Raw genomic sequence first — 18,812 nt, forward strand, 5'->3', positions numbered from 1 at the left:
CCCCGGCCGCTACTCGCCGCCGCCGTCCTTCGGCGTGTCGTTCCAGCGCTCGTCCCCCTGCCGCCACTCCCGGTTGCGCTCGTCGGCGAGTTGCAGGGCGTGCGAGGCCTCCTCCGGGCTGTCGTACGGGCCGAGGCGGTCCTTGGCGGGGCACTCCGGCCCCTCCTCGACCTTGCCGTGCTTGATGCAGTAGAACCACTCGCCGGGCTTGCCGGTCGGCTTGCGGTGGAATCCCAGGGGCATGGTGCCCTCCCGTCGAAGCGATGGGGTCGTACCGATCATTCCCCGGCCGGGGCCGCCGCGCACACCGCCCGGGCGCGCCGGGGGCGGCCGATAGACTCGCGGCCATGGCTCTCGTACCCGGCATCCAGTCCCCCACCCGCAAGGTCCCGGCGCACATCGCGCGCCCCGAGTACGTCGGGCGGCCCGCCCCGACGCCGTACACCGGGCCCGAGGTGCAGACCGCCGAGACGATCGAGAAGATGCGGATCGCGAGCCGGATCGCCGCCCGGGCGATGGCGGAGGCCGCCAAGCTGATCGCCCCCGGCGTCACCACCGACGCGCTGGACGCCGTCGCCCACACCTACATGTGCGACCACGACGCGTACCCGTCCGACCTCGGCTACCGCGGCTTCCCCAAGTCGGTCTGCACCTCGATCAACGAGGTGATCTGCCACGGCATCCCGGACTCGACCGTGCTCCAGGACGGCGACATCGTCAACATCGACGCCACCGCGTACATCCACGGAGTGCACGGCGACCTCAACGCCACCTACCTGGTCGGCGACGTCGACGAGGAGTCCCGGCTGCTGGTCGAGCGGACCCGCGAATCCCTCAACCGGGCGATCAAGGCCGTCAAGCCCGGCCGTCAGATCAACGTGATCGGGCGGGTCATCGAGTCCTACGCCAAGCGCTTCGACTACGGCGTGGTGCGGGACTTCACCGGGCACGGCATCAACACGTCGTTCCACTCCGGCCTGATCATCCCGCACTACGACAGCGAGCGGGCCACCGAGGTGATCAAGCCGGGGATGACCTTCACCATCGAGCCGATGCTCACCCTGGGCACCTACGACTACGAGATCTGGCCGGACGGCTGGACGGTCGTCACCAAGGACCGCAAGCGCACCGCCCAGTTCGAGCACACCCTGGTGGTCACGGCGGACGGCGCGGAGGTCCTCACCCTGCCGTGACCCCCGGCCGGGCGCCGGTTCAGCCGATGAGCCACTGCTCCTCGGCGACGGCGCCCACCTCGGTGCAGGCGTCGGTGAGCACGTCCAGGACGCGCAGCGGGTCCGGCAGCGGCTGCTCGGGCCCGCGCAGCCACCGCACCTGCGAGCCGTCCGGCAGCGCGGCCGGCGGCAGCAGGGTGTACGAGCCGCGGCAGTGCCAGCGCAGGCCGGGGTGCTCGGACATGGTGTCCGGGGTGGAGTCGAGGACGCTCGGCCACCACTCGTCCTCGTCCTGCGGGGTGCCCCGGGTGGCGGTGAAGAACAGGTAGCGGTCCTCGCCGACGGCGGCGACCGGGCCCTCGACGCCCCGCTCGGTCAGCCGCTCCAGAGCCAGCCGGCCGGCCTCGACCGGGACGTCCAGGACGTCGTGGGCGCGGCCGGTGGCGGTGATGAAGTTGGTCTGCGGATCGCGGGCGAGCCAGCGGGCGAGCTGCTCGGGGTCGGTCGTGGCCTGGGTCTGCCAGGCGAAGGAGACCGGGTGCTGGGCGGGCGCCGGACAGGCCACCCGGTCGCAGGAGCAGCGGTAGCCGGCCGGATGCGCGGCCGGCGCGAGCGGGAATCCGGCGCGCACCGCGCCGAGCAGCTGATCGAGCCGGGCGGCGGGGCCGTCCACCTCACCCGACCTGGCCCGCTGACGCTCACGCTTCTGCCACCAGGTCGTCCACCTGCCGCCGGCTTCCATCGGGCCCCTTCCGCGCACTGCCGTACCTGGTGCGGCACAGCGTTCGACGTACCACTCCGACGCAACGCACAGCGCCCCCCGCTGCTTCCCGGGACGGTGCTCGGCCCTGCTGTCCACGCCCTGCCGACCGGGAACCGGGGTCACCGGAGGGCCGACGCCCGGGTCACGGTACGCAGTCGCGGCAGCACGCTGTCCGCGCCAGGTCGGCCGGAGGGCGCGCGGATCCGCGCCCCGCCCGGCCCGTACGGGGCCCGCTGACCCGGGTGAACCCCGGGGGCGTAACAGGAAGGATAAGGGTGCGCGGGGCCTCCGGATGACCGGGGGCGGTGCCTCTCCGGTCACACTCCCCGCACCCGGCCGGAGGGCTCGGGCGGGTGCGCCGGTCACCCGTGCGGAGGTGAGACCCTGGTGGGGTGAAGAGCGCGGACACCGAATTCGTCGGCGGCCCCCTGGACGGCCGCATCCTCCCCATCCCGCTGGGGCCGATGTTCGGCGTGCCGAAGACCTACAAGGTGCCGGTCCCCGCGCACGGCGACTCCCCCGCGCGCACACTGGTGTACGTCCGGTCCAAGCAGGTGCGGGGCATCAGCTGGCACTGGCGCTACGAGTTCGACGAGGCGGCCACCGCCCGCGCGTCCGGCTGACGGCCGCGCCGCCCGCACCGGCCGCCGCCCCCAGCCTCCCCGGGAGGACGGCATGGCGAGAACGGCACGGCACCCCCGCAGCCGCCCCCAGGCGGTCGCGCACCACAACCGGCAGGTCGCCGGCGTCACCGGGGCGCTGCTGGTGGCGGTGTGCGTCTACACCGTGGTGATCGGCCCGAACGGCTGGCTCTGGTTCGGCTGGGCGGTGCTGCTGCTCGCCTGCATGGCCCTGTTCACGGTCCACCCCTGAACAGCCGCACCGCCTGTGCCCAGCCCCCCACGGCGGTCAGTCCTCGTCGGCGAGGATCAGGTACAGCTTCTTGCGCGCCTCGGTGAGCACCACCAGGCCCTTGGCCCGCTGCGCCTCGGTGCCCGTCGCCATCACCTGGCGGATCGCCTGGTCGACCGCGGCCAGCGCCTGGCCGACCTCCTGGACGGCCTCCCAGTCGACCTCCCGGCCGGCCTCCGCCCACGGCTCGGCGGGCCCCGCCTCGGCCTCGGCCCGGCCCGCCTCGGTGAGCGATACCAGCCGCTTGCCGCCGACCTCCTCCGCGGTGATCAGGCCCTCCTCCTCCAGCAGTTGGAGGTTGGGGTAGATCGAGCCCGGGCTCGGCCGCCAGGCCCCACCCGTCCGCTCGGAGATCTCGGCGATCATCTCGTAGCCGTGCATCGGCCGCTCCTTGAGCAGCGCCAGCAGCGAGGCCCTGACGTCCCCGCGCCGCGCCCGGCCGCCGCGGCGCCCGTGCGGGCCGCCCCGGCGCCCGCCGTACCCGCCGAAGCCGTGCCCGAACGGGCCGCCCATCGGCCGCCCGGGCCCACCGCCGCCGAACGGCGGCGGGCCGAAGCCGCCGAAGGCCTCCCGGCCCTCGAACTCCCGCCCTTCGAAGTCCGGCCCCGGCCCGCGGCGCCAGCCCCCGCGCGGACCCTCGCCGCTGAACCGCATTCCCGGATTTCCTCGGTTTCCTGAGCGCATGGCGCTCACCTCCTCGTTCACCGAGCCAGTCGAGTTACTGTCTCGATAGCTCGACGATATATCGGCGACTGTCGCTCGTCAACGGATTCCGACACGAACGGCGCATCGGCACCCAACCCCGCCGCCCAGGCCCCGTCCGCCCGCTACGGTGACGGGCATGGCCGGTGAACGAGACCTCGCGAAGCTGCTGCACGGGATGCGCCCGCTGCTCAACCCGGGGCGGTACGTCTACTGCACGCTGCCCGCCAAGGTGCCCGCGGGCATGCGGCCGGCGGTGACCGTCGCCGAACCCGAAGGGGTCACGGTCGTCGTCACCCAGGAGGAGGCCGACGCGCTCGGGCTGCGCTACGAGTACGTGGCGGCCTGGATCACCCTGCAGATCCACTCCGCCCTGGAGGCCGTCAGCCTCACCGCGGCCGTCGCCGGGCGCCTCGCCGAGGAGGGGATCAGCTGCAACGTGGTGGCCGGCTTCCACCACGACCACCTGTTCGTCACCGCCGACGATGCCGACCGCGCCGTCCGGGCCCTGGAGGAACTGGCCGCCCGGCCCGCCTGACGACGCCGTCGAGTGGCCGCCCCCGCAGGGCCCTCCGACACTGGGAACGGCTGCCCGGCCACCCGGCCGGCCCCCACCGGAAGGAGACGGCCGCCATGGCCACCTGCGTCACCTGCGGCAACGACTACTGGCTCGCCTTCGAGATCAAGACCATCACCGGCGACACCTACACCTTCGACAGCTTCGAGTGCGCGATGGAGAAGCTCGCGCCGCGCTGCGAGCAGTGCCAGGTCCGCATCGTCGGCCACGGCGTCGAAGTGGCCGGCCGCTTCTTCTGCTGCGCCAACTGCGCCCGCGTCAACGGCGGTCTCGGCGACCAGATCCGCGACGCCGTCGGCGCCCGCCCCGCGTAACGGCGGGCGAGCGGAACAGTCGGCCGGTACCCCCGGTTCCGTCTCCCCAGGTGCTCGCACGACTGGGGCGGCCTCACGAAAAAGGCCCCCTGACCTGCGTTTTCGCAGATCAGGGGGCCTCAGTCGAGCTGGGGCGGCGGAAGAGTCGGCCTGTACGCCGGGTTCTGTCTCCCGGGGTGCTCGCGCGGCCCGGGGAGGCGGCCATCCATCTAGGACTGCCGTTGCCGACAGCCTCGTGCGGTCTACCCGCGGACTCGGGCGAGCAGCCCTCGGTCATCCGCGCACGGCGCCCGAGGGCACCGATCTTGACCTTGCTCCAGGTGGGGTTTACCGAGCCGGCCGAGTCACCCCGGTCGCTGGTGGTCTCTTACACCACCGTTTCACCCTTACCCGCCGCCGAAGCGGTGGGCGGTCTGTTTTCTGTGGCACTGTCCCGCGGGTCACCCCGGGTGGGCGTTACCCACCACCCTGCTCTGTGGAGCCCGGACGTTCCTCGGCGGGTCAGGGACCCGTCGCGACCGCCCGGCCGGCTCTTCCGCCGTAGTGGTCATCGTAGCCGCTCGGGTGGGGCCTCCCGCACACCGGAGCGGACCGCGGGCGGCTCGCCGCCGAGGCGGGCGGCCACCCGGACGGCGGTCGCGGTCGCCCACGGGGTGGTGGTGGCCAGGCCGAGGAGGAGGATCGCGCCGCCCAGGCCCACCAGGATCCACCAGCCGGCGTGGCTGGCCGGGGCGAAGCCCGTCGCCACCGGGCCGACCACGGCCGAGGTGACGACCGTGCCGATCACCGCCACCCCCAGCGACTGGCCGATCTGGCGGCTCGTCGAGGCGACCGCCGCGGCCACCCCCGCCTGGGCGCGCGGCATGCCGGAGACGGCCGCGTTGGTGATCGGCGCGTTGACCATGCCGAAGCCGAAGCCGAACAGCGCGTACGCCGCCAGCAGCAGCGCCGCCGGGGAGTCGGCGGCCAGCCTGGTCAGCAGCAGCCCGCTCGCGACCAGGCCCAGCCCGGCCGCGACCAGCGGCCCGCGCGGGCCCCGGCTGCCGACGATCCGGCCGGACAGCGGCGCGCAGACCAGCATCATCGCGGCCATCGGCAGCGTCCACAGGCCCGCCTCGAACGGGTCGTAGTGCCGGACGTTCTGCAGGTAGAGCGTGTTGAGGAAGAGGAAGCCGCCCAGGGCCGAGAAGGCGCAGACCGCGGTGACGGTGGCGCCGGTGAACGGCGCGCTGGCGAAGAACCGCGGGTCCACCAGCGGTTCGGCCACCCTCCGCTCCCACAGCGGGAAGGCGACCAGCGCGGCCACGGCGACGGCCACCAGGCCGAGGATCAGCGGGGACGTCCAGCCGCTGCCCGGGCCCTCGATGATGGCCGCGGTGCCGCACCCCAGCAGGACGATCATCAGCAGCTGCCCGACCGGGTCCAGCCGGCGCGGCCGGGGCGAGCGCGACTCCGGGACGTAACGGGCGGTCAGGAGCATCGCGACCACGGCGACCGGAACGTTGATCAGGAAGATCGACGGCCAGCCCGCGCCCTCCACCAGGAAGCCGCCCAGCAGCGGGCCGAGCGCCATCGAGATGCCGACCACGCCGCCCCAGACGCCGATCGCCCGGGCCCGCTCCTTCGGGTCGGTGAAGGTGTTGGTGATGATCGACATCGCCACCGGGTTCAGCATCGAACCGCCGACCGCCTGCAACGCCCGGAACGCCACCAGCCACTCCAGGCTCGGCGCCAGACTGCACAGCAGCGAGCCGAGCGCGAAGCACAGCAGCCCGGTCTGGAACACCCGGCGGCGGCCGAAGCGGTCGGCCACCGAGCCGAACAGCATCAGCAGCGAGGCCAGGACCAGGGTGTAGGCGTCGATGATCCACTGCAGCCCGGACGCCGGAGCGTCCAGGTCCCGCTGGATCGCCGGCAGGGCGATGTTCACCACGGTGTTGTCCAGGCCGACGATGAACAGGCTCAGGCAGCAGATCGCCAGGACGAGCAGTCGGCGGCGGCGCCCCGGGGCGCCGGAGGGTTGGGCTTCGGGCACGGGACCGATCCTCCCACCTGGACGGTGCCCGGGGGCCATGTGACGGACCGTCCGGGTGGCGGCGCCGGGGGGAGCGCCGGGGGCGCGTGGAAGCCCGGGGGTCAGACGGCGGCGAAGCGGACGGTGCGGGTGACCGGGTCGGCCTGCGTCAGCCGGACCCGGATCAGCCCGCCGAGCGGCAGCACCACCCCGGGATCGGCGCCGTCGCAGCGGGCCCGGACGGCGGGCCGGCGCAGCTGCACGGTGCCGGCCGCGGGCCGCCGCTCGTCCACGTCGATCACCACGGCGGTGAAGTCCTCGCCCTCCCGGCCGGCCAGCAGCTCCGCCTCCACCAGGTCCACGCAGGCCCGCTCGACCTCGGCCGCGCGGCGGTCCCCGCTCGCCATCAGGCCCGGCACAGCGGGCAGCGCCTCGCGCGCCCAGTCCGGCACCTCCTCCCCCGCCGCCACCGCCGCGCACACCTCCTGCGCGAAGCGGTCCCCGAGCCGGCGCAGCGGCGCGGTGCAGTGCGCGTACGGCGCGGCGAGCGCAGCGTGGCCCGGGTCGGCCGGGGCGGGCAGGCCCCGGGACTCGTCGAAGGCGTGGTAGCCGGCGCCGCGCAGCAGGCCGGTGCACGCGTTGAGGAAGGCGGCGTCCATCGGCGCGTCCGGGTCCAGGGAGCGGATCAGCTCCGGGTACGGGAGCGTCCGCGGCCAGTCCACGTCCAGCGCGGAGGCGATCCGGCGCAGCCGCTCGTACGCGGCGGCGGGCGCGGCGGGCAGGGTGCGCAGCAGGCCGACGCCCGCGTCGAGCATCAGGTCGGCCGCGGCCAGGCCGGTGAGCAGCGAGATCTGCGCGTTCCAGCCGTCGGCGGGGCCGGGCGCGCGGTAGCCGAGGACGTAGCCGTGCAGGGTCTCCTCGACCTCCTGCTCGGGCACCGGGAGGCTGGTCCCGCCCCGCGCGCGCTCCTGCTCCTCGCGCAGCCGGCCGACGGTGGCGAGCAGGGCGAGCTGTTCGTCGGCGCCGCCGAGGTCCACCGCGCGCTGGACGGCCTCGTAGTCGAGGCGGCGGTGCGAGCGGACCAGGGCGCGGCGCAGGTCTGCGAGCACCACGGCGCCGTCGGCGTCCAGGTCCAGCTGCCAGAGCAGGGCGGGCCGGGGCTCGCCGGGCAGCAGGCTGGCGGCGTCCTCGGAGATCCGGGTGGGGTGCAGCGGGACGCGGTGGTCCGGGAAGTACAGGGTCTCGACCCGGCGGCGGGCCTCGGCGTCGATGGCGCCGCCCGGGCGGACGAAGGCGGCGACGTCCGCGATGGCGTAGTACACCCGGTAGCCGCCGCCGGGGCGGTGGAGCAGGTGCATGGCCTGGTCGAGGTCGCGCGAGCCGGGCGGGTCGACGGTGAACAGCGGCAGGTCGGTGGCGTCGTGCTCGGGCAGCCGGGGGCGCTCGGCCGCCTCCTCCGCCTCGGCCAGCACCGGCTCCGGCCACTCGGTGTGGATCTCCAGGCGGGCGCGGAGTTCGGTCAGTTCGGTGTTGATCCGGGCGGAGTCGGCGGCCTTGACGCGCAGTTTTCGGCGAGGCATGCAGGCAGCGTAGGGCGAATCGGGTGATTCCGGACGGATCACCCCGCCGGACGCGCCGGGCGGCCGGTGCCGTTGCTGCTGCCGGGCTCAGCGCCCCAGCAGCGACTTCAGGTCCTTGCCCGCGAGCACGACGGCGTCGTCGTAGCCGCCGGTGGCCAGCCGGAGCATGAAGGCCACCGCGTCGTCCGGGTGCGGGTCGGTGTACGGCTCGCCGTTGTAGTCCAGGAACAGCAGCATCGCCTCGAAGGCGGTGCGCTTGTTCCGGTCGATCAGCGGGTGGTTGCGGGACAGGCTCTGGCCGAGGGCGGCGGCCTTGGTCCACCGGGCGCGGGCGGGGTGGGGCACGGGTGTGAGCGCTCGTAGGGTGGGGTCGAGTGGTCGTTCACGAAGGGGGTTCGGGCGATGGGTGTGGTGAAGGCGACCGGGGCGGCGGTGTCCGGGGTGTTGGCGGCGACGGGGGCGCTGCACGCGGTGTGGGCGGTGACGCCGTGGCCGCTGCGGACGCCGGAGGAGTTCGCGGACACCGTGGTCGGCGCGGGCGACGGAGCGCCGTCCCCGGCGGCCTGCGTCGCGGTGGCGGGGCTGCTCGGGACGGCCGCGTACCTGGTGGGGGCGGAGGCCGGGGTGCTGCCGGCGGTGGGGCCGCGGCGGCTGCGGCGGGCCGGGGTGCGGGCGGTGGCCGGGGTGATGCTGGCGCGCGGCGCCGGCGGCCTGGTGCTGTTCGGGAGGGTCGTCGAGCGGTCGGAGCGGTTCAAGCGGCTGGACACCCGGTACTACTCGCCGCTCTGCCTGGCGCTCGCGGCCGGGGCGGCCGTGGTCGCGGGGGCCGGTGGCGCCGAGTAGCCGCGGCCGGACGGGCCGCCCGGGGCGGACCGGTTTTGCGTAGGGTGGCGGGGTTCATCCGCCACAGAGTGTTGAGGAGTCCGCTGTGCTGGTGCTGTTGCCGCCTTCGGAGGGCAAGGCCGCGTCCGGGGACGGGGTGCCGGTGGCGCTCGACCGGCTGTCGCTGCCCGGGCTGACGGCCGCGCGCGGCGAGGTGCTGGACGCACTGGTCGGTCTCTGCCGGGGTGACGAGGACACCGCCGCGGAGGTGCTGGGGCTCAGCCCCGGGCTGCGCGGCGAGATCGCCCGCAATGCCGGGCTGCCGGCGGCGGGTGCCCGTCCGGCGGGCGAGGTGTACACCGGGGTGCTGTTCGACAACCTGGGTCTGGCCACGCTGGACGCGGCCGCGTACGGCCGGGCCGAGCGGTCGCTGCTGGTCTTCTCCGGTCTGTGGGGAGCCGTGCGGATCTCCGACCGGATTCCGCCCTACCGCTGCTCGATGGGCGTGAAACTGCCCGGCCCGGGGGCGCTCGGCGCGTACTGGCGGGGCGCGATGGCGTCCGTGCTGCCGGAGGTGGCGGACGGGCTGGTGCTGGACCTGCGCAGTTCGGCGTACGCGGCGGCGTGGAAGCCGGCCGGCGAGGTGGCCTCCCGGACGGCGACCGTCCGGGTGCTCCAGGAGCGCAACGGCAAGCGCACGGTCGTCAGCCACTTCAACAAGGCGACCAAGGGGCGCCTGGTGCGGGACCTGCTGGTCGCGGGGATCGAGCCGAAGACGCCGGGCGAGCTGCTGGACGCGCTGCGGGGCCTGGGGCACCGGGTGGAGCTCGCCGCCGAAGGCACGGCGCGCAAGCCGTGGCAGCTGGACGTGGTGGTCACCGAGGTGCACTGAGCCCGGCTCCGGGGGGGCGCCCCCCCCGGAGCCGGGCGTTCAGCCCCGGGCGTTCAGCGCAGGTGCGAGGTGTCGTTGAGCAGCCGCAGCGAGGCGTTGCCGTCCGCGTAGTACTGGACGGCGCAGAACGAGGCGGCGGACAGCTCCATCCGGTACAGCGCGTCCGGCGGGGCGCCGAGCGCCAGCCGGACCAGCGTCTTGATCGGGCTGACGTGGGAGACCACCAGCACCGTCCTGCCGGGGTGCCGGGCGATGATCTTGTCCCGGGCGACGCCGGCCCGGTGGGTGAGCGTGGTGAAGCTCTCCGTGCTGCCGGTGGGCTTGGCCTTCGCCGAGCCGAGCCAGGCCGCCAGGTCCTCCGGGTGGCGCTCCTGCACCTCGGCGAAGGTCAGGCCCTCCCAGTCGCCGAAGTCGACCTCGCGCAGCCCGTCCTCGTACCGGACCTCCAGGCCGAGCCGGGCGGCGACGATCTCGGCGGTCTCCCGGGTGCGGCGCATCGGCGAGGCCACCACGGCCTGGATGCTGCCGCGGGCGGCCAGTTCCTCGGCGGCCCGCGCGGCCTGCCAGCGGCCCTTGTCGGACAGTTCCGGGTCGCTGCCGCCGCTGCCGGAGAAGCGCTTCTGCGGGGTCAGCGCGGTCTCGCCGTGGCGGAGCAGGACGAAGGTGGTCGGGGTGCCGAGGTCGGCGGGGGCGGCCCAGCCGGCCTTGGGGGCGGCGGTCTCCAGCGGCGGCTCGTCCACCACCGCGGCGGCCCGCGGCCGGGGCTCCCACTGGCGGCCGGCCTTGCCCGCGTCCATCGCCTCGTTGGCGAGCCGGTCGGCGTCCTTGTTCCGCTCGCGCGGGATCCAGGTGTACGTCACCCGGGCGCGCGGGAGGATCGTGCGGGCCTCGGCGGCGAGCGGCTGCATGTCGGGGTGCTTGATCTTCCAGCGCCCGGACATCTGCTCGACGACCAGCTTGGAGTCCATCCGGACGTCCACCGAGGCGTCCGGGTCGAGCTCCCGGGCCGCCTTGAGGCCGGCGATCAGGCCCTTGTACTCGGCCACGTTGTTGGTGGCGTGGCCGATGAACTCGGCGGCCTCGGCGATGATCTGCCCGGTGTCGCCGTCCCGGACCACCGCGCCGTAGCCGGCCGGCCCCGGGTTGCCCCGGGACCCGCCGTCCGCCTCGACGATGAAGCGAGCCGCCACCGGGTCAGGCGCCCGAATCGGCGGTGCGGACCAGGATCCGCGAGCAGTTCTCGCAGCGGACCACCTTGTCGGCCGGCTCGGCCTTGATGGCGTTGAACTCGGTGATGGAGAACTCGGTGCGGCAGCCCTCGCAGCGGCGCTGGTAGAGGCGGGCCGCGCCGACGCCGCCCTGCGTCTGGCGCAGCTTGGTGTAGACCTTCAGCAGGTCGGCGGGGACGACGGCGGCGACGGTCTCGCGGTCCCGCTTGACCTTGTCGGCCTCGGTGTCGATCTCGGCGAAGGCGGCGTCCCGGCGGGTCTCGGCCTCGGTGAGGACGACGGTGGAGTGCTGGAGGCGCGCGGTCAGCTCGGTGACCCGGGTCTGGGCGCTCTCCAGCCGCTCCATGACCTCCAGCACGATCTCCTCCAGGTCGCCCTGGCGCTTGGCCAGCGAACCGATCTCGTGCTGGAGGTTCTCCAGGTCCTTCGGCGAGGTGATCGCGCCGGAGTCCAGGCGCTGCTGGTTGCGGGCGGCCCGGGCGCGGACCTGCTCCACGTCCTGCTCGGCCTTGGTCAGCTCGCGCGTGGTGTCGCCCTGCTGGGCCTCGGCGGCGACCACCAGGTCCTTGAGCGCGGTGTGGTCGGCGGAGGCCTTCTCGATCTCGGCGTGCTCGGGCAGGCTCCGGCGCCGGTGGGCCAGCTGGTCGAGCTTCGAGTCGAAGGCCTGGAGGTCGAGCAGGCGGATCTGGTCGGCGGGCGCGGCGTTCAAGGGGAAGGCTCCTGTGAATCGGGTCAGGCGGTGAAGGACATGGGGGCGTGCGCGGTCCACGGGTCGGTGACCCGGTGGGAGACCTTGGTCTCCACGGCCCAGCCGCGCTGGTCGGCGGCGGCGTGCAGGGCCCGCTCGGCCAGGGCGAGCCAGGGCCACTCGGTGGCCCAGTGCGCGGCGTCGACCAGGGCGACCGGCGCCGCCTCGGCGGCCTCGGACGCGGGGTGGTGGCGCAGGTCGGCGGTGAGGTAGGCGTCCACCCCGGCCGCCCGCACCTCGGCGAAGAAGCTGTCGCCCGAGCCGCCGCACACCGCGACCCGGCTCACCAGCCGGTCCGGGTCGCCGGAGACCCGGACGCCCGTGGCGGTGGCCGGCAGGCCCTCGGCCACCTGCGCGGCGAAGGCCGACAGGGGCAGCGGGGGCTCCAGCAGGCCGATCCGGCCGGTGCCGCGACGGCCCAGCGGGTCGGTCGGGTCCGGCACCAGCGGGCCGGTCACCCGCAGGCCCACGGCCTCGGCGAGCGCGTCCGAGACGCCGGGGTCGGCGTGATCAGCGTTGGTGTGCGCGACGTGCAGGGCGATGCCGTTGCTGATCAGCGTGTGCACCACCCGGCCCTTGAAGGTGGTCGCGGCGACGCTGGTGGTGCCGCGCAGATAGAGGGGGTGGTGGGTGACCACCAGGTCGGCGCCCCACTCGACGGCCTCGTCGACGACCGCCTGCACGGGGTCGACGGCGAACAGCACGCGGCCGACCTCGGCCTGGGGGTCTCCGCAGACCAGGCCGACGGCGTCCCAGGCCTCCGCCCACTGCGGCGGGTAGACCTCTTCGAGCGCGGTGATGACGTCGGACAGTTTCGGCACCTGTCGAGACTACCGTGCGCGCGGGGGCGGTCGGGCCTCGGCCGTTCGGCGACCTGGACGGCGGCGGTGCTGCGGGGATGGCGGCGGGTGTGCGGCGGCGGCGAGGTGGCGGCGCGGCTCGGACACGGGTGCCGATGGCGTACGGACGCGCGTCAACCTGCGGCGGGGGCGCCCGGGAGGGGCCGGCGCCGGTCGCACGCGCCCGTGCGCCCGGCGCCCACTGCTCACACGGGAGCCCTCGCACGAATTCGAAACCGCCTCCTGATCACCCTTACGAGTGAAGTGACCGGCTCTACGTTGAGCCACTCCCGCCTCGAAAGTAACTTCAGTCCTGCGAACGGGAGTTGCCCCGACAGTTGCCCCGACCGGGGGTCGGGAAGGCGCTCCGCCGGACACGGGCCCTGGCGAGACCGGGCCCGGGGCGGGCGCGGCCGGGGCTCCTGCCCCAGGCGCGGCACCGCCGTACCAGGGCGGTGCGCCGCACCGGGGCGGCACTCCCGTTCAGGGGCGGCACTCCCGCTCCTTCCGAGGAAGCCGATCAGGCCGGGCCGCACGCCCGGGTGCCGGAGCAGTGGGCACCCGCGGGCGGCGGACGAGACGAAGGGATGTGGTGGCGAATGGCGGCGGGCACATCGCTGCGTACGGCCGGGGGCGGGGAATCGGCGGGCCACGGGCCGGATGCGGCCGGACCGTGGCCGGAGACGACGCGGGCGGCGCTGGCGGACGCCGGCGGCCGGGGAGGCGGCGGCGACTGGGAGGTCACCGCCGGGGGCTTCTGGTGCACGGCCAGGCCGCCCGCGTCGGCTCCACTCCCGGAGCAGGGCTGGAAGCTCCACGTCAGCGCGGCCTCGGCGGTCGGCGAAGCGGTGCTCGCGGCCGTCGTACGGGCCCTCGCCGACGACCCGTGCCCGTTCAAGTTCGCCGCCGGGGAGCAGCGGCTGCGCGAACTCAACTCCCGTAACAGCGATCGGGGTTCGGCGGGCAAGTTCATCACCGTCTACCCGGCCGACGACGCCCAGTTCCGGCGGCTGGCCGCCGGACTCGACCGGGCCACCGCCGGACTGCCCGGGCCCGTCGTGCTCTCCGACCGCCCCTACCGGCCCGGCAGCCTGGTCCACTACCGGTACGGCGCCTTCGCGGCCCGCGCCGAGCTCGGCCACGACGGGGAGTACCGCTCCGTCCTGCACGGGCCGGACGGCGAACGGGCCGAGGACGTGCGCGGCGCCTCCTACCGGGCGCCGTCCTGGGCCCGGGACCCGCTGGCGACCGGTGCGGCCCGGCCGGGGGCGAAGCGCGGCGCGGGCGTGCTGCTCGCCGAGCGGTACGCGATCACCGCCGCCGTACGGCACAGCACCAAGGGCGGGGTCTTCCTCGGCCGGGAGGCCCCGAGCGGCGCCGAGGTCGTGGTCAAGCAGGCCCGCGCGCACATCGAGATCGACCGGGCCGGCACCGACGCCCGCGACGCCCTGCGGCACGAGGCCGCCCTGCTGACCCGGCTGGACGGGCAGGGCCTGGCACCCCACCCGATCGAACTGATCGAACGGGACGACTCCGTCTTCCTTGTGCAGGAACGAATCGCCGGACAGCCGCTCGGCGCGTGGGTCGCCGCCCGGCTGCGGCGCGACGGCAGCCCCGACGTCGACTGGGCCGAAGCCGGACCGGTCGCGCACGCCCTCCTCGACCTCGTCGAGCAGGTGCACGCCCAAGGGCTCGTCCTGCGCGACCTCTCCCCCGGCAACGTGATGGTCCGCCCCGACGGCCGCCTCCGGCTCGTCGACCTCGAACTCGCCGCCGAAACCGGCCGCCCCGCCGGCTCCGCAGGCACCCCCGGCTACCGCGCCCCCGAACAGGGGCCCGGCCGGCTCGGCCTCGTCCACGACGGCACCTGCGTCGCCGACCCGGCCGTCGACCTGTACGCCCTCGGCGGCCTGCTCTTCCTCCTCGCCACCGGCCACGACCCGCTGCTCCCGGACGACCTCCCCCGGGCCCGCCCGGTCACCGAGCGCCTCGGCCGCTGGCTCGCCCTCGCCGCCCGCACCGGTACCACCGCCCGCCGCCTCGCCCCCGCCGTCCTCGGCCTCCGGGCCGAACAGCCGGGGCAGCGCTGGAGCCTCGCCCAGGTCAGGGTGGAACTCGCGGGCGGAGCCACCGCGGGCGCCCGGCGCAGCGGCGACACGCACCCGGACCCGGCCGACGGCGGCGGAACCCCTGGTGCCGTGCACGGCCACGAGACCACCGCCGCCGTCACTCCCCTGTGGCAGGCACCGAACCGGCGGAACACGCACACCGGGCGCCCCGACGGCCCGCATGCCGCCGGCCCGACCGGCGCCGCCGCCACCGCACCCCCGCAGCGAGCCGCCGACAGCAGTGCCGCGCCCGCCAGGGCCGGTGCCATCCGGGCCGCCACCGCTCCGCCGTGGCGCGCCGCGGCCCACCGGGCCACGCCCGCCGAGCACTCCGGCGACGCCCACGACGACCGTTCCGCGACCGATGCGACCGCCACGACCGGCGGCCCCCGGGCTACCGTCCGACCCGACGGCGCCGCCCCGGACGCCGCCTGCCGCGCGTCGGCCGGCCTCCTCGACCGGGTGCTGTGCGACGGCCTGCGGCAGCTGGCCGTCACGGCCACGCCGCTGCGGCGGGACCGGTTGTGGCCGGTCGTGCCCGCCGGGGAGCGGACGGATCCGTGCAATGTGCAGCACGGCGCCGCCGGGGTGCTGGCGGTGCTGGCGCGGGCGGTGGCGGCGGAGGGCCTGCCGGGCGGGGTGCGCGCGGAGGCCGCGCGGACGGCCCGGACGGCCGCCGGGTGGATCGAACGGCGCCTGGCCGCCGAGCCGGTGGTGCTGCCCGGGCTGCACTTCGGGCGGTCGGGGACGGCCTGGGCTCTGTTGGACGCCGCCCGGGCGCTGGGCGACGAGGGGCTGGCCGTTCGGGCCGCCGCGCTCGCCCGGCGGATCCCCGTCGAGTGGCCCAACCCCGACGTCTGCCACGGCGCGGCCGGCTCAGGGTTCACCCAACTCCGCTTTGCTGCCGAAGGCTTCACCGCCGAAGCCGCCGGTGACCCGGCCTTCCTCGACCGCGCCGCCCACTGCGGCCACGCCCTGCTCGCCGCCGCCCGGCGCGAGCTGTACGGGCGGGTGTGGCCGGTGCCGGCGGACTTCGACTCGGCGCTCGCCGGGATCACCCATCTCGGCTTCGCGCACGGCGTGGCCGGTGTGGGCGCCTTCCTGCTGGCCGCCGCCGAGGCGACCGGTGACCGCGACCTGCTGGCCGGCGCCGTCGAGGCCGGGCACACGCTCGCCGCGACCGTCCGCTGGGACGCGCCGCGCGAGAGCGCCTGGTGGCCGCAGAGCGCGGGCGATCCGGACCGCGTCCGGCTGGCGCACTGGTGCAGCGGCTCGTCCGGCGTGGGCACCTTCCTGCTGCGCCTCTGGCGGGCCACCGGCGACGCCACCGCGCACGGGCTGGCGCTGGCCGCCGGGCGGGCCGTACTGGCCGGGCGCTGGCACGGCGGGGTGAGCGCCTGCCACGGCCTGGCCGGCGACGGCGAGTACCTGCTCGACCTTGCCGAGGTCGCCGACGAGCCGGAATTCCGTTCCGGCGCCGAGGAGTTGGCGCAACTGATCGCTGCCCGGTCGGCGCTGCGGGGCGGCCTGCTGGTGCTGCCGGACGAGACCGGGACGGGCTGCGCGGCCGGCTACGGCACCGGCGCGGCGGGCGCGCTGGCCTTCCTGCTGCGGCTTCGGCACGGCGGCCCCCGACTCTGGGTGGATCCGGCGCCGCCCGCCGTGCGCCGGCTCCAAGGCGCGGGCAGCGGGGTGAGCGGGGCATGAACGTGGCCACCCGGACCGTCGCGCAGGCGCTGCGCCGACTGAGCTTCACCTTCTCCGCCGACGGCGGTCACGCCGCCTGCCTCGCCTCGGCCGCCGACGGCGGCTGGTACGTGGAGAGTTGGCGGCTGCCCTCGGACGGCGGGCCGGCCACCCCGCTGGCGTTGCCGCTGTCCGGCAACCGGTCGGAGAGCCTGCGTTCGCAACTGGTCGCGCTGCCGGACGGCTCGGTGCTGGTCTGCCGGCACGACGGCGAGCGGCACGACCTGGTCCGCCTCTCGTACGGCGAGAACGGCGCCGTGGAGCAGCAGATGGCCACGATCCGGATGCCCGGGCTGCGGCTGCTGCCGGTCCCGACGCCCCACGGCGCCGGTCCTCGGACGCCGGTGGCGCTCGCCCTCGGGACGGACACCCGCCCGGCGACCACCGTCTGGCTGGTGCGGACGGACGGCAGCGAGCCCGAACGGGTCGCCGAGATCCCGGGGTTGCACGGCGGCGGCGCCTGGCTGGACAGCGCCGGGGCGCTGCTGGCGCTGGACCGGGTGAACGCGGGGCTCGTCCGCACCGTGGTGCTGGACCTGCGCAGCGGCACGACCACCCCGCTGCTGGAGATCGGCGAGCGCAGCAACGACCGGCTGGTGCTGTTCGACCCGGACAGCCGGTTCGCGATGGTGCGCAGCGACGCGCCGGGCACCGACCGGCTCGGCTGGGGTGTGCTGGGCGGCGGCGAACCGCTGCGGTTCCCGGAGTGCCTGCACGTCGCGGGCATGTTCCTGCGGCCGGTCGCGCTGCGGCGGACGGCGGACGGCCCGCAGGTGGCGGTGCAGGTCGACCACGGCGCCGGCTCCGCGCTCGCCCTGTGGCGGGCCGCCGCCGGCCGGCTGGACCAGCTGCCGGTGCCGCCCGGCCGACTCGGCGCGGTCGGCCACTGGGGCGGGGCGGCGCTGCGGCTTCCGTACTCCTCGCCCGACCACCCGGCGGCGCTGGCCGCCCTGGACGTGGACGCGCTGCTGGCGCACGGCCCGGCGAAGGCCGGGTCCGGCCCGATGCCGATGCCGCTGCCGCTGCAACTGGCGCCGCTGGGCTCCGGCCTGCCCGGCCCGTGGCGGGACACCGTGCTGCCCTGGCAGCCCGGCGGTCCGCGCACCCCCCGCACCCAGCCGCCGGGTTGGCGGGTGGACGGCAGCACCGCCCCCGGGGACGGCGGCCGCTGGCAGCCCGCACAGAGCCTCGAACTCGCCGGTCCAGCCGGGCCGTTGGAGGCCGTGGTGTACGGCGGGGACACCTGGCTGAGCAGCCCGCACCTGGTGCTGGCGCTCCACGGTGGCCCGGCGGACGCCTGGCGGCTGGAGTTCGACCCGGCCCTTCAGCGGATGGCCGCCGAGGGCCTGGCCGTGATCGCACCGAACCAGCGCGGCTCCACCGGCTACGGGGTGGCGCACGCGATGGCCATCCGGGGCGCCTGGGGCGGGCCCGACCTGGACGACGTGCTGTACCTGCTGGACGGCATCGCCGGCCAGCGCGCGGCACTCGGGCTGGAACCGCCGGCCCTGTTCGGGGTCAGCTACGGCGCGTTCCTGGCGCTGCTGGCGGCCGCGCACGCGCCGTCCGAGCAGGTGTCCCGCTGCGCGGTGGTCGCACCGTTCCTGTCCGGTGCCCGGCTGCTGGCCGAAGCGGCACCCCCCGTACGGGCGTTGACCACCCGGCTGGCCGGCGACGAACCGATCACCGACGCCCGCGGCCCGCGCGACGTCCTCCAGCTGGCGCACCGGCTGAGCGCCCCGCTGCTGGTGGTGCACGGCAACCGGGACGAGGTCGTGCCGGTGAGCCAGTCCCGTTCGCTGCGGCACGAGTTGCTGCGGATCGGCCGGGTCGAGGGCGCGGACTTCCGGTACGTCGAGGCGGCCGGATCGGGCCACGAGGTGCTCGCCGAGGAGGGCGCGGCCGTGCTGCACGAGCTGCTGGCCGCGTTCCTGCGGACCGGCCGACCGGGCTGACCGGGCTGACCGGAGCCCCGGCACCTCGGTACGTCGACTCCTCGACACCTCAGGACGTCGACACCTCGACTCCTCGACACCTCAGGACATCGACACCTCGACTCCTCGACACCTCATCAGGACGTCGACACCTCAACACACAGACTCCCGGGCCCGACGCGGCCCGGGGCACCACCCCGGCGCGGCGGACCGAGCCGCCCGGGGGCGACACCCGATGCCCGCAGGCAGATCGCGGCGGGCGTAGTTCCAGGGGAGGAACCCGATCATGGAGAACATGGTGGACTTCGAGACCGACCTCGCGGCGCTGCAGGACCTGCCGGAGACCGAGTCCGTCGAGCTGACCGGCCACGGCGCCGGCTGCCAGTACACCTGTCTCATCCTCACCTGCCTGATCTTCACCAACAGCTGATCCAGGCGGTGAGCCGTGGGTGCCGTCCCC

The 18,812-nt window shown here is 75.5% G+C and carries 19 protein-coding genes and 1 other RNA gene; 10 read left to right on the forward strand and 10 right to left on the reverse strand.

Going from position 1 to position 18,812, the window contains the following annotated elements:
• Positions 1-9: 9 nt before the first annotated feature.
• Positions 10-243 carry a hypothetical protein gene (locus AB0P03_RS10985; RefSeq protein WP_363580853.1) on the reverse strand — a complete coding sequence of 78 codons (234 nt, stop codon included), beginning with the start codon at positions 241-243 and terminating at the stop codon, positions 10-12.
• A 104-nt stretch (positions 244-347) separates the two neighbouring features.
• On the opposite strand from AB0P03_RS10985, the gene map reads away from it, so the two are divergent.
• The gene (gene map / locus AB0P03_RS10990) at positions 348-1,193 is read left to right on the forward strand and encodes a type I methionyl aminopeptidase (protein ID WP_363622337.1); all 846 of its coding nucleotides are present in this window, start codon (positions 348-350) and stop codon (positions 1,191-1,193) included.
• Between the two features lie 19 nt (positions 1,194-1,212).
• Here the strand turns inward: map and AB0P03_RS10995 are convergent, their stop codons facing one another.
• Positions 1,213-1,914 (reverse strand): bifunctional DNA primase/polymerase, encoded by a 702-nt coding sequence (locus tag AB0P03_RS10995; protein ID WP_363580851.1) that lies wholly within the window; start codon positions 1,912-1,914, stop codon positions 1,213-1,215.
• A gap of 413 nt (positions 1,915-2,327) precedes the next feature.
• Here AB0P03_RS10995 and AB0P03_RS11000 point away from each other — a divergent pair, with 413 nt between their 5' ends.
• Together AB0P03_RS11000 and AB0P03_RS11005 are read left to right on the forward strand one after the other, a co-directional pair.
• Positions 2,328-2,558, forward strand: a complete 231-nt coding sequence (locus tag AB0P03_RS11000; protein WP_063347363.1) for a hypothetical protein — start codon at positions 2,328-2,330, stop codon at positions 2,556-2,558.
• A gap of 52 nt (positions 2,559-2,610) precedes the next feature.
• Positions 2,611-2,808, forward strand: coding sequence for a hypothetical protein (locus tag AB0P03_RS11005; RefSeq protein WP_363628554.1), 198 nt, complete (start codon positions 2,611-2,613; stop codon positions 2,806-2,808).
• 36 nt (positions 2,809-2,844) lie between these two features.
• On the opposite strand, the gene AB0P03_RS11010 is transcribed toward AB0P03_RS11005, so the two are convergent.
• On the reverse strand, positions 2,845-3,501 hold the full coding sequence (locus AB0P03_RS11010) for a PadR family transcriptional regulator (RefSeq protein ID WP_363628556.1): 657 nt from the start codon (positions 3,499-3,501) through the stop codon (positions 2,845-2,847).
• A gap of 187 nt (positions 3,502-3,688) precedes the next feature.
• Here AB0P03_RS11010 and AB0P03_RS11015 point away from each other — a divergent pair, with 187 nt between their 5' ends.
• Both AB0P03_RS11015 and AB0P03_RS11020 read left to right on the forward strand, forming a co-directional pair.
• Positions 3,689-4,087 (forward strand): ACT domain-containing protein, encoded by a 399-nt coding sequence (locus tag AB0P03_RS11015; protein WP_363628558.1) that lies wholly within the window; start codon positions 3,689-3,691, stop codon positions 4,085-4,087.
• Between the two features lie 95 nt (positions 4,088-4,182).
• Positions 4,183-4,440: a hypothetical protein gene (locus tag AB0P03_RS11020; RefSeq protein ID WP_063347367.1), complete on the forward strand. Its 258-nt coding sequence runs from the start codon at positions 4,183-4,185 to the stop codon at positions 4,438-4,440.
• Between the two features lie 137 nt (positions 4,441-4,577).
• Here the strand turns inward: AB0P03_RS11020 and rnpB are convergent.
• The 4 genes from rnpB to AB0P03_RS11040 form a co-directional block, all read right to left on the reverse strand.
• Positions 4,578-4,974: RNase P RNA component class A (rnpB, locus tag AB0P03_RS11025), an RNA gene on the reverse strand.
• A 13-nt stretch (positions 4,975-4,987) separates the two neighbouring features.
• The gene (locus AB0P03_RS11030) at positions 4,988-6,475 is read right to left on the reverse strand and encodes an MFS transporter (RefSeq protein WP_363580845.1); all 1,488 of its coding nucleotides are present in this window, start codon (positions 6,473-6,475) and stop codon (positions 4,988-4,990) included.
• A gap of 101 nt (positions 6,476-6,576) precedes the next feature.
• Positions 6,577-8,034, reverse strand: coding sequence for an RNB domain-containing ribonuclease (locus AB0P03_RS11035; RefSeq protein ID WP_363628560.1), 1,458 nt, complete (start codon positions 8,032-8,034; stop codon positions 6,577-6,579).
• A gap of 87 nt (positions 8,035-8,121) precedes the next feature.
• The gene (locus AB0P03_RS11040; RefSeq protein ID WP_363628561.1) at positions 8,122-8,379 is read right to left on the reverse strand and encodes a Fic family protein; all 258 of its coding nucleotides are present in this window, start codon (positions 8,377-8,379) and stop codon (positions 8,122-8,124) included.
• Between the two features lie 57 nt (positions 8,380-8,436).
• Here AB0P03_RS11040 and AB0P03_RS11045 point away from each other — a divergent pair, with 57 nt between their 5' ends.
• Positions 8,437-8,877, forward strand: a complete 441-nt coding sequence (locus AB0P03_RS11045; protein ID WP_363580839.1) for a DUF3995 domain-containing protein — start codon at positions 8,437-8,439, stop codon at positions 8,875-8,877.
• 85 nt (positions 8,878-8,962) lie between these two features.
• Positions 8,963-9,748, forward strand: a complete 786-nt coding sequence (gene yaaA / locus AB0P03_RS11050; RefSeq protein WP_363628563.1) for a peroxide stress protein YaaA — start codon at positions 8,963-8,965, stop codon at positions 9,746-9,748.
• Between the two features lie 53 nt (positions 9,749-9,801).
• Here yaaA and AB0P03_RS11055 read toward each other — a convergent pair whose 3' ends face one another.
• Genes AB0P03_RS11055 through AB0P03_RS11065 form a run of 3 tightly spaced genes read right to left on the reverse strand, consistent with a single transcriptional unit; the run spans position 9,802 to position 12,546 of the window.
• On the reverse strand, positions 9,802-10,938 hold the full coding sequence (locus AB0P03_RS11055) for a bifunctional RNase H/acid phosphatase (RefSeq protein WP_063347373.1): 1,137 nt from the start codon (positions 10,936-10,938) through the stop codon (positions 9,802-9,804).
• A gap of 4 nt (positions 10,939-10,942) precedes the next feature.
• The gene (locus tag AB0P03_RS11060; RefSeq protein WP_363580833.1) at positions 10,943-11,686 is read right to left on the reverse strand and encodes a C4-type zinc ribbon domain-containing protein; all 744 of its coding nucleotides are present in this window, start codon (positions 11,684-11,686) and stop codon (positions 10,943-10,945) included.
• A 23-nt stretch (positions 11,687-11,709) separates the two neighbouring features.
• Positions 11,710-12,546: a Nif3-like dinuclear metal center hexameric protein gene (locus tag AB0P03_RS11065; protein ID WP_350885034.1), complete on the reverse strand. Its 837-nt coding sequence runs from the start codon at positions 12,544-12,546 to the stop codon at positions 11,710-11,712.
• Positions 12,547-13,163: 617 nt separating this feature from the next.
• Between AB0P03_RS11065 and AB0P03_RS11070 the strand changes: the two genes are divergently transcribed.
• The 3 genes from AB0P03_RS11070 (at position 13,164) to AB0P03_RS11080 (ending at position 18,782) form a co-directional block, all read left to right on the forward strand.
• Positions 13,164-16,379: a lanthionine synthetase LanC family protein gene (locus tag AB0P03_RS11070; RefSeq protein WP_363628565.1), complete on the forward strand. Its 3,216-nt coding sequence runs from the start codon at positions 13,164-13,166 to the stop codon at positions 16,377-16,379.
• Positions 16,376-18,373, forward strand: coding sequence for an alpha/beta fold hydrolase (locus AB0P03_RS11075; RefSeq protein WP_363628566.1), 1,998 nt, complete (start codon positions 16,376-16,378; stop codon positions 18,371-18,373). Before AB0P03_RS11070 ends, AB0P03_RS11075 begins: the two co-directional genes overlap by 4 nt.
• A 265-nt stretch (positions 18,374-18,638) precedes the next feature.
• Entirely contained in the window at positions 18,639-18,782 is a 144-nt protein-coding gene (locus AB0P03_RS11080) for a VenA family class IV lanthipeptide (RefSeq protein WP_159398410.1), read from the forward strand.
• Positions 18,783-18,812: the final 30 nt, after the last annotated feature.

The sequence above is a fragment of the Kitasatospora sp. NPDC088779 genome (genome assembly GCF_040685395.1).
Lineage (GTDB): Bacteria > Actinomycetota > Actinomycetes > Streptomycetales > Streptomycetaceae > Kitasatospora.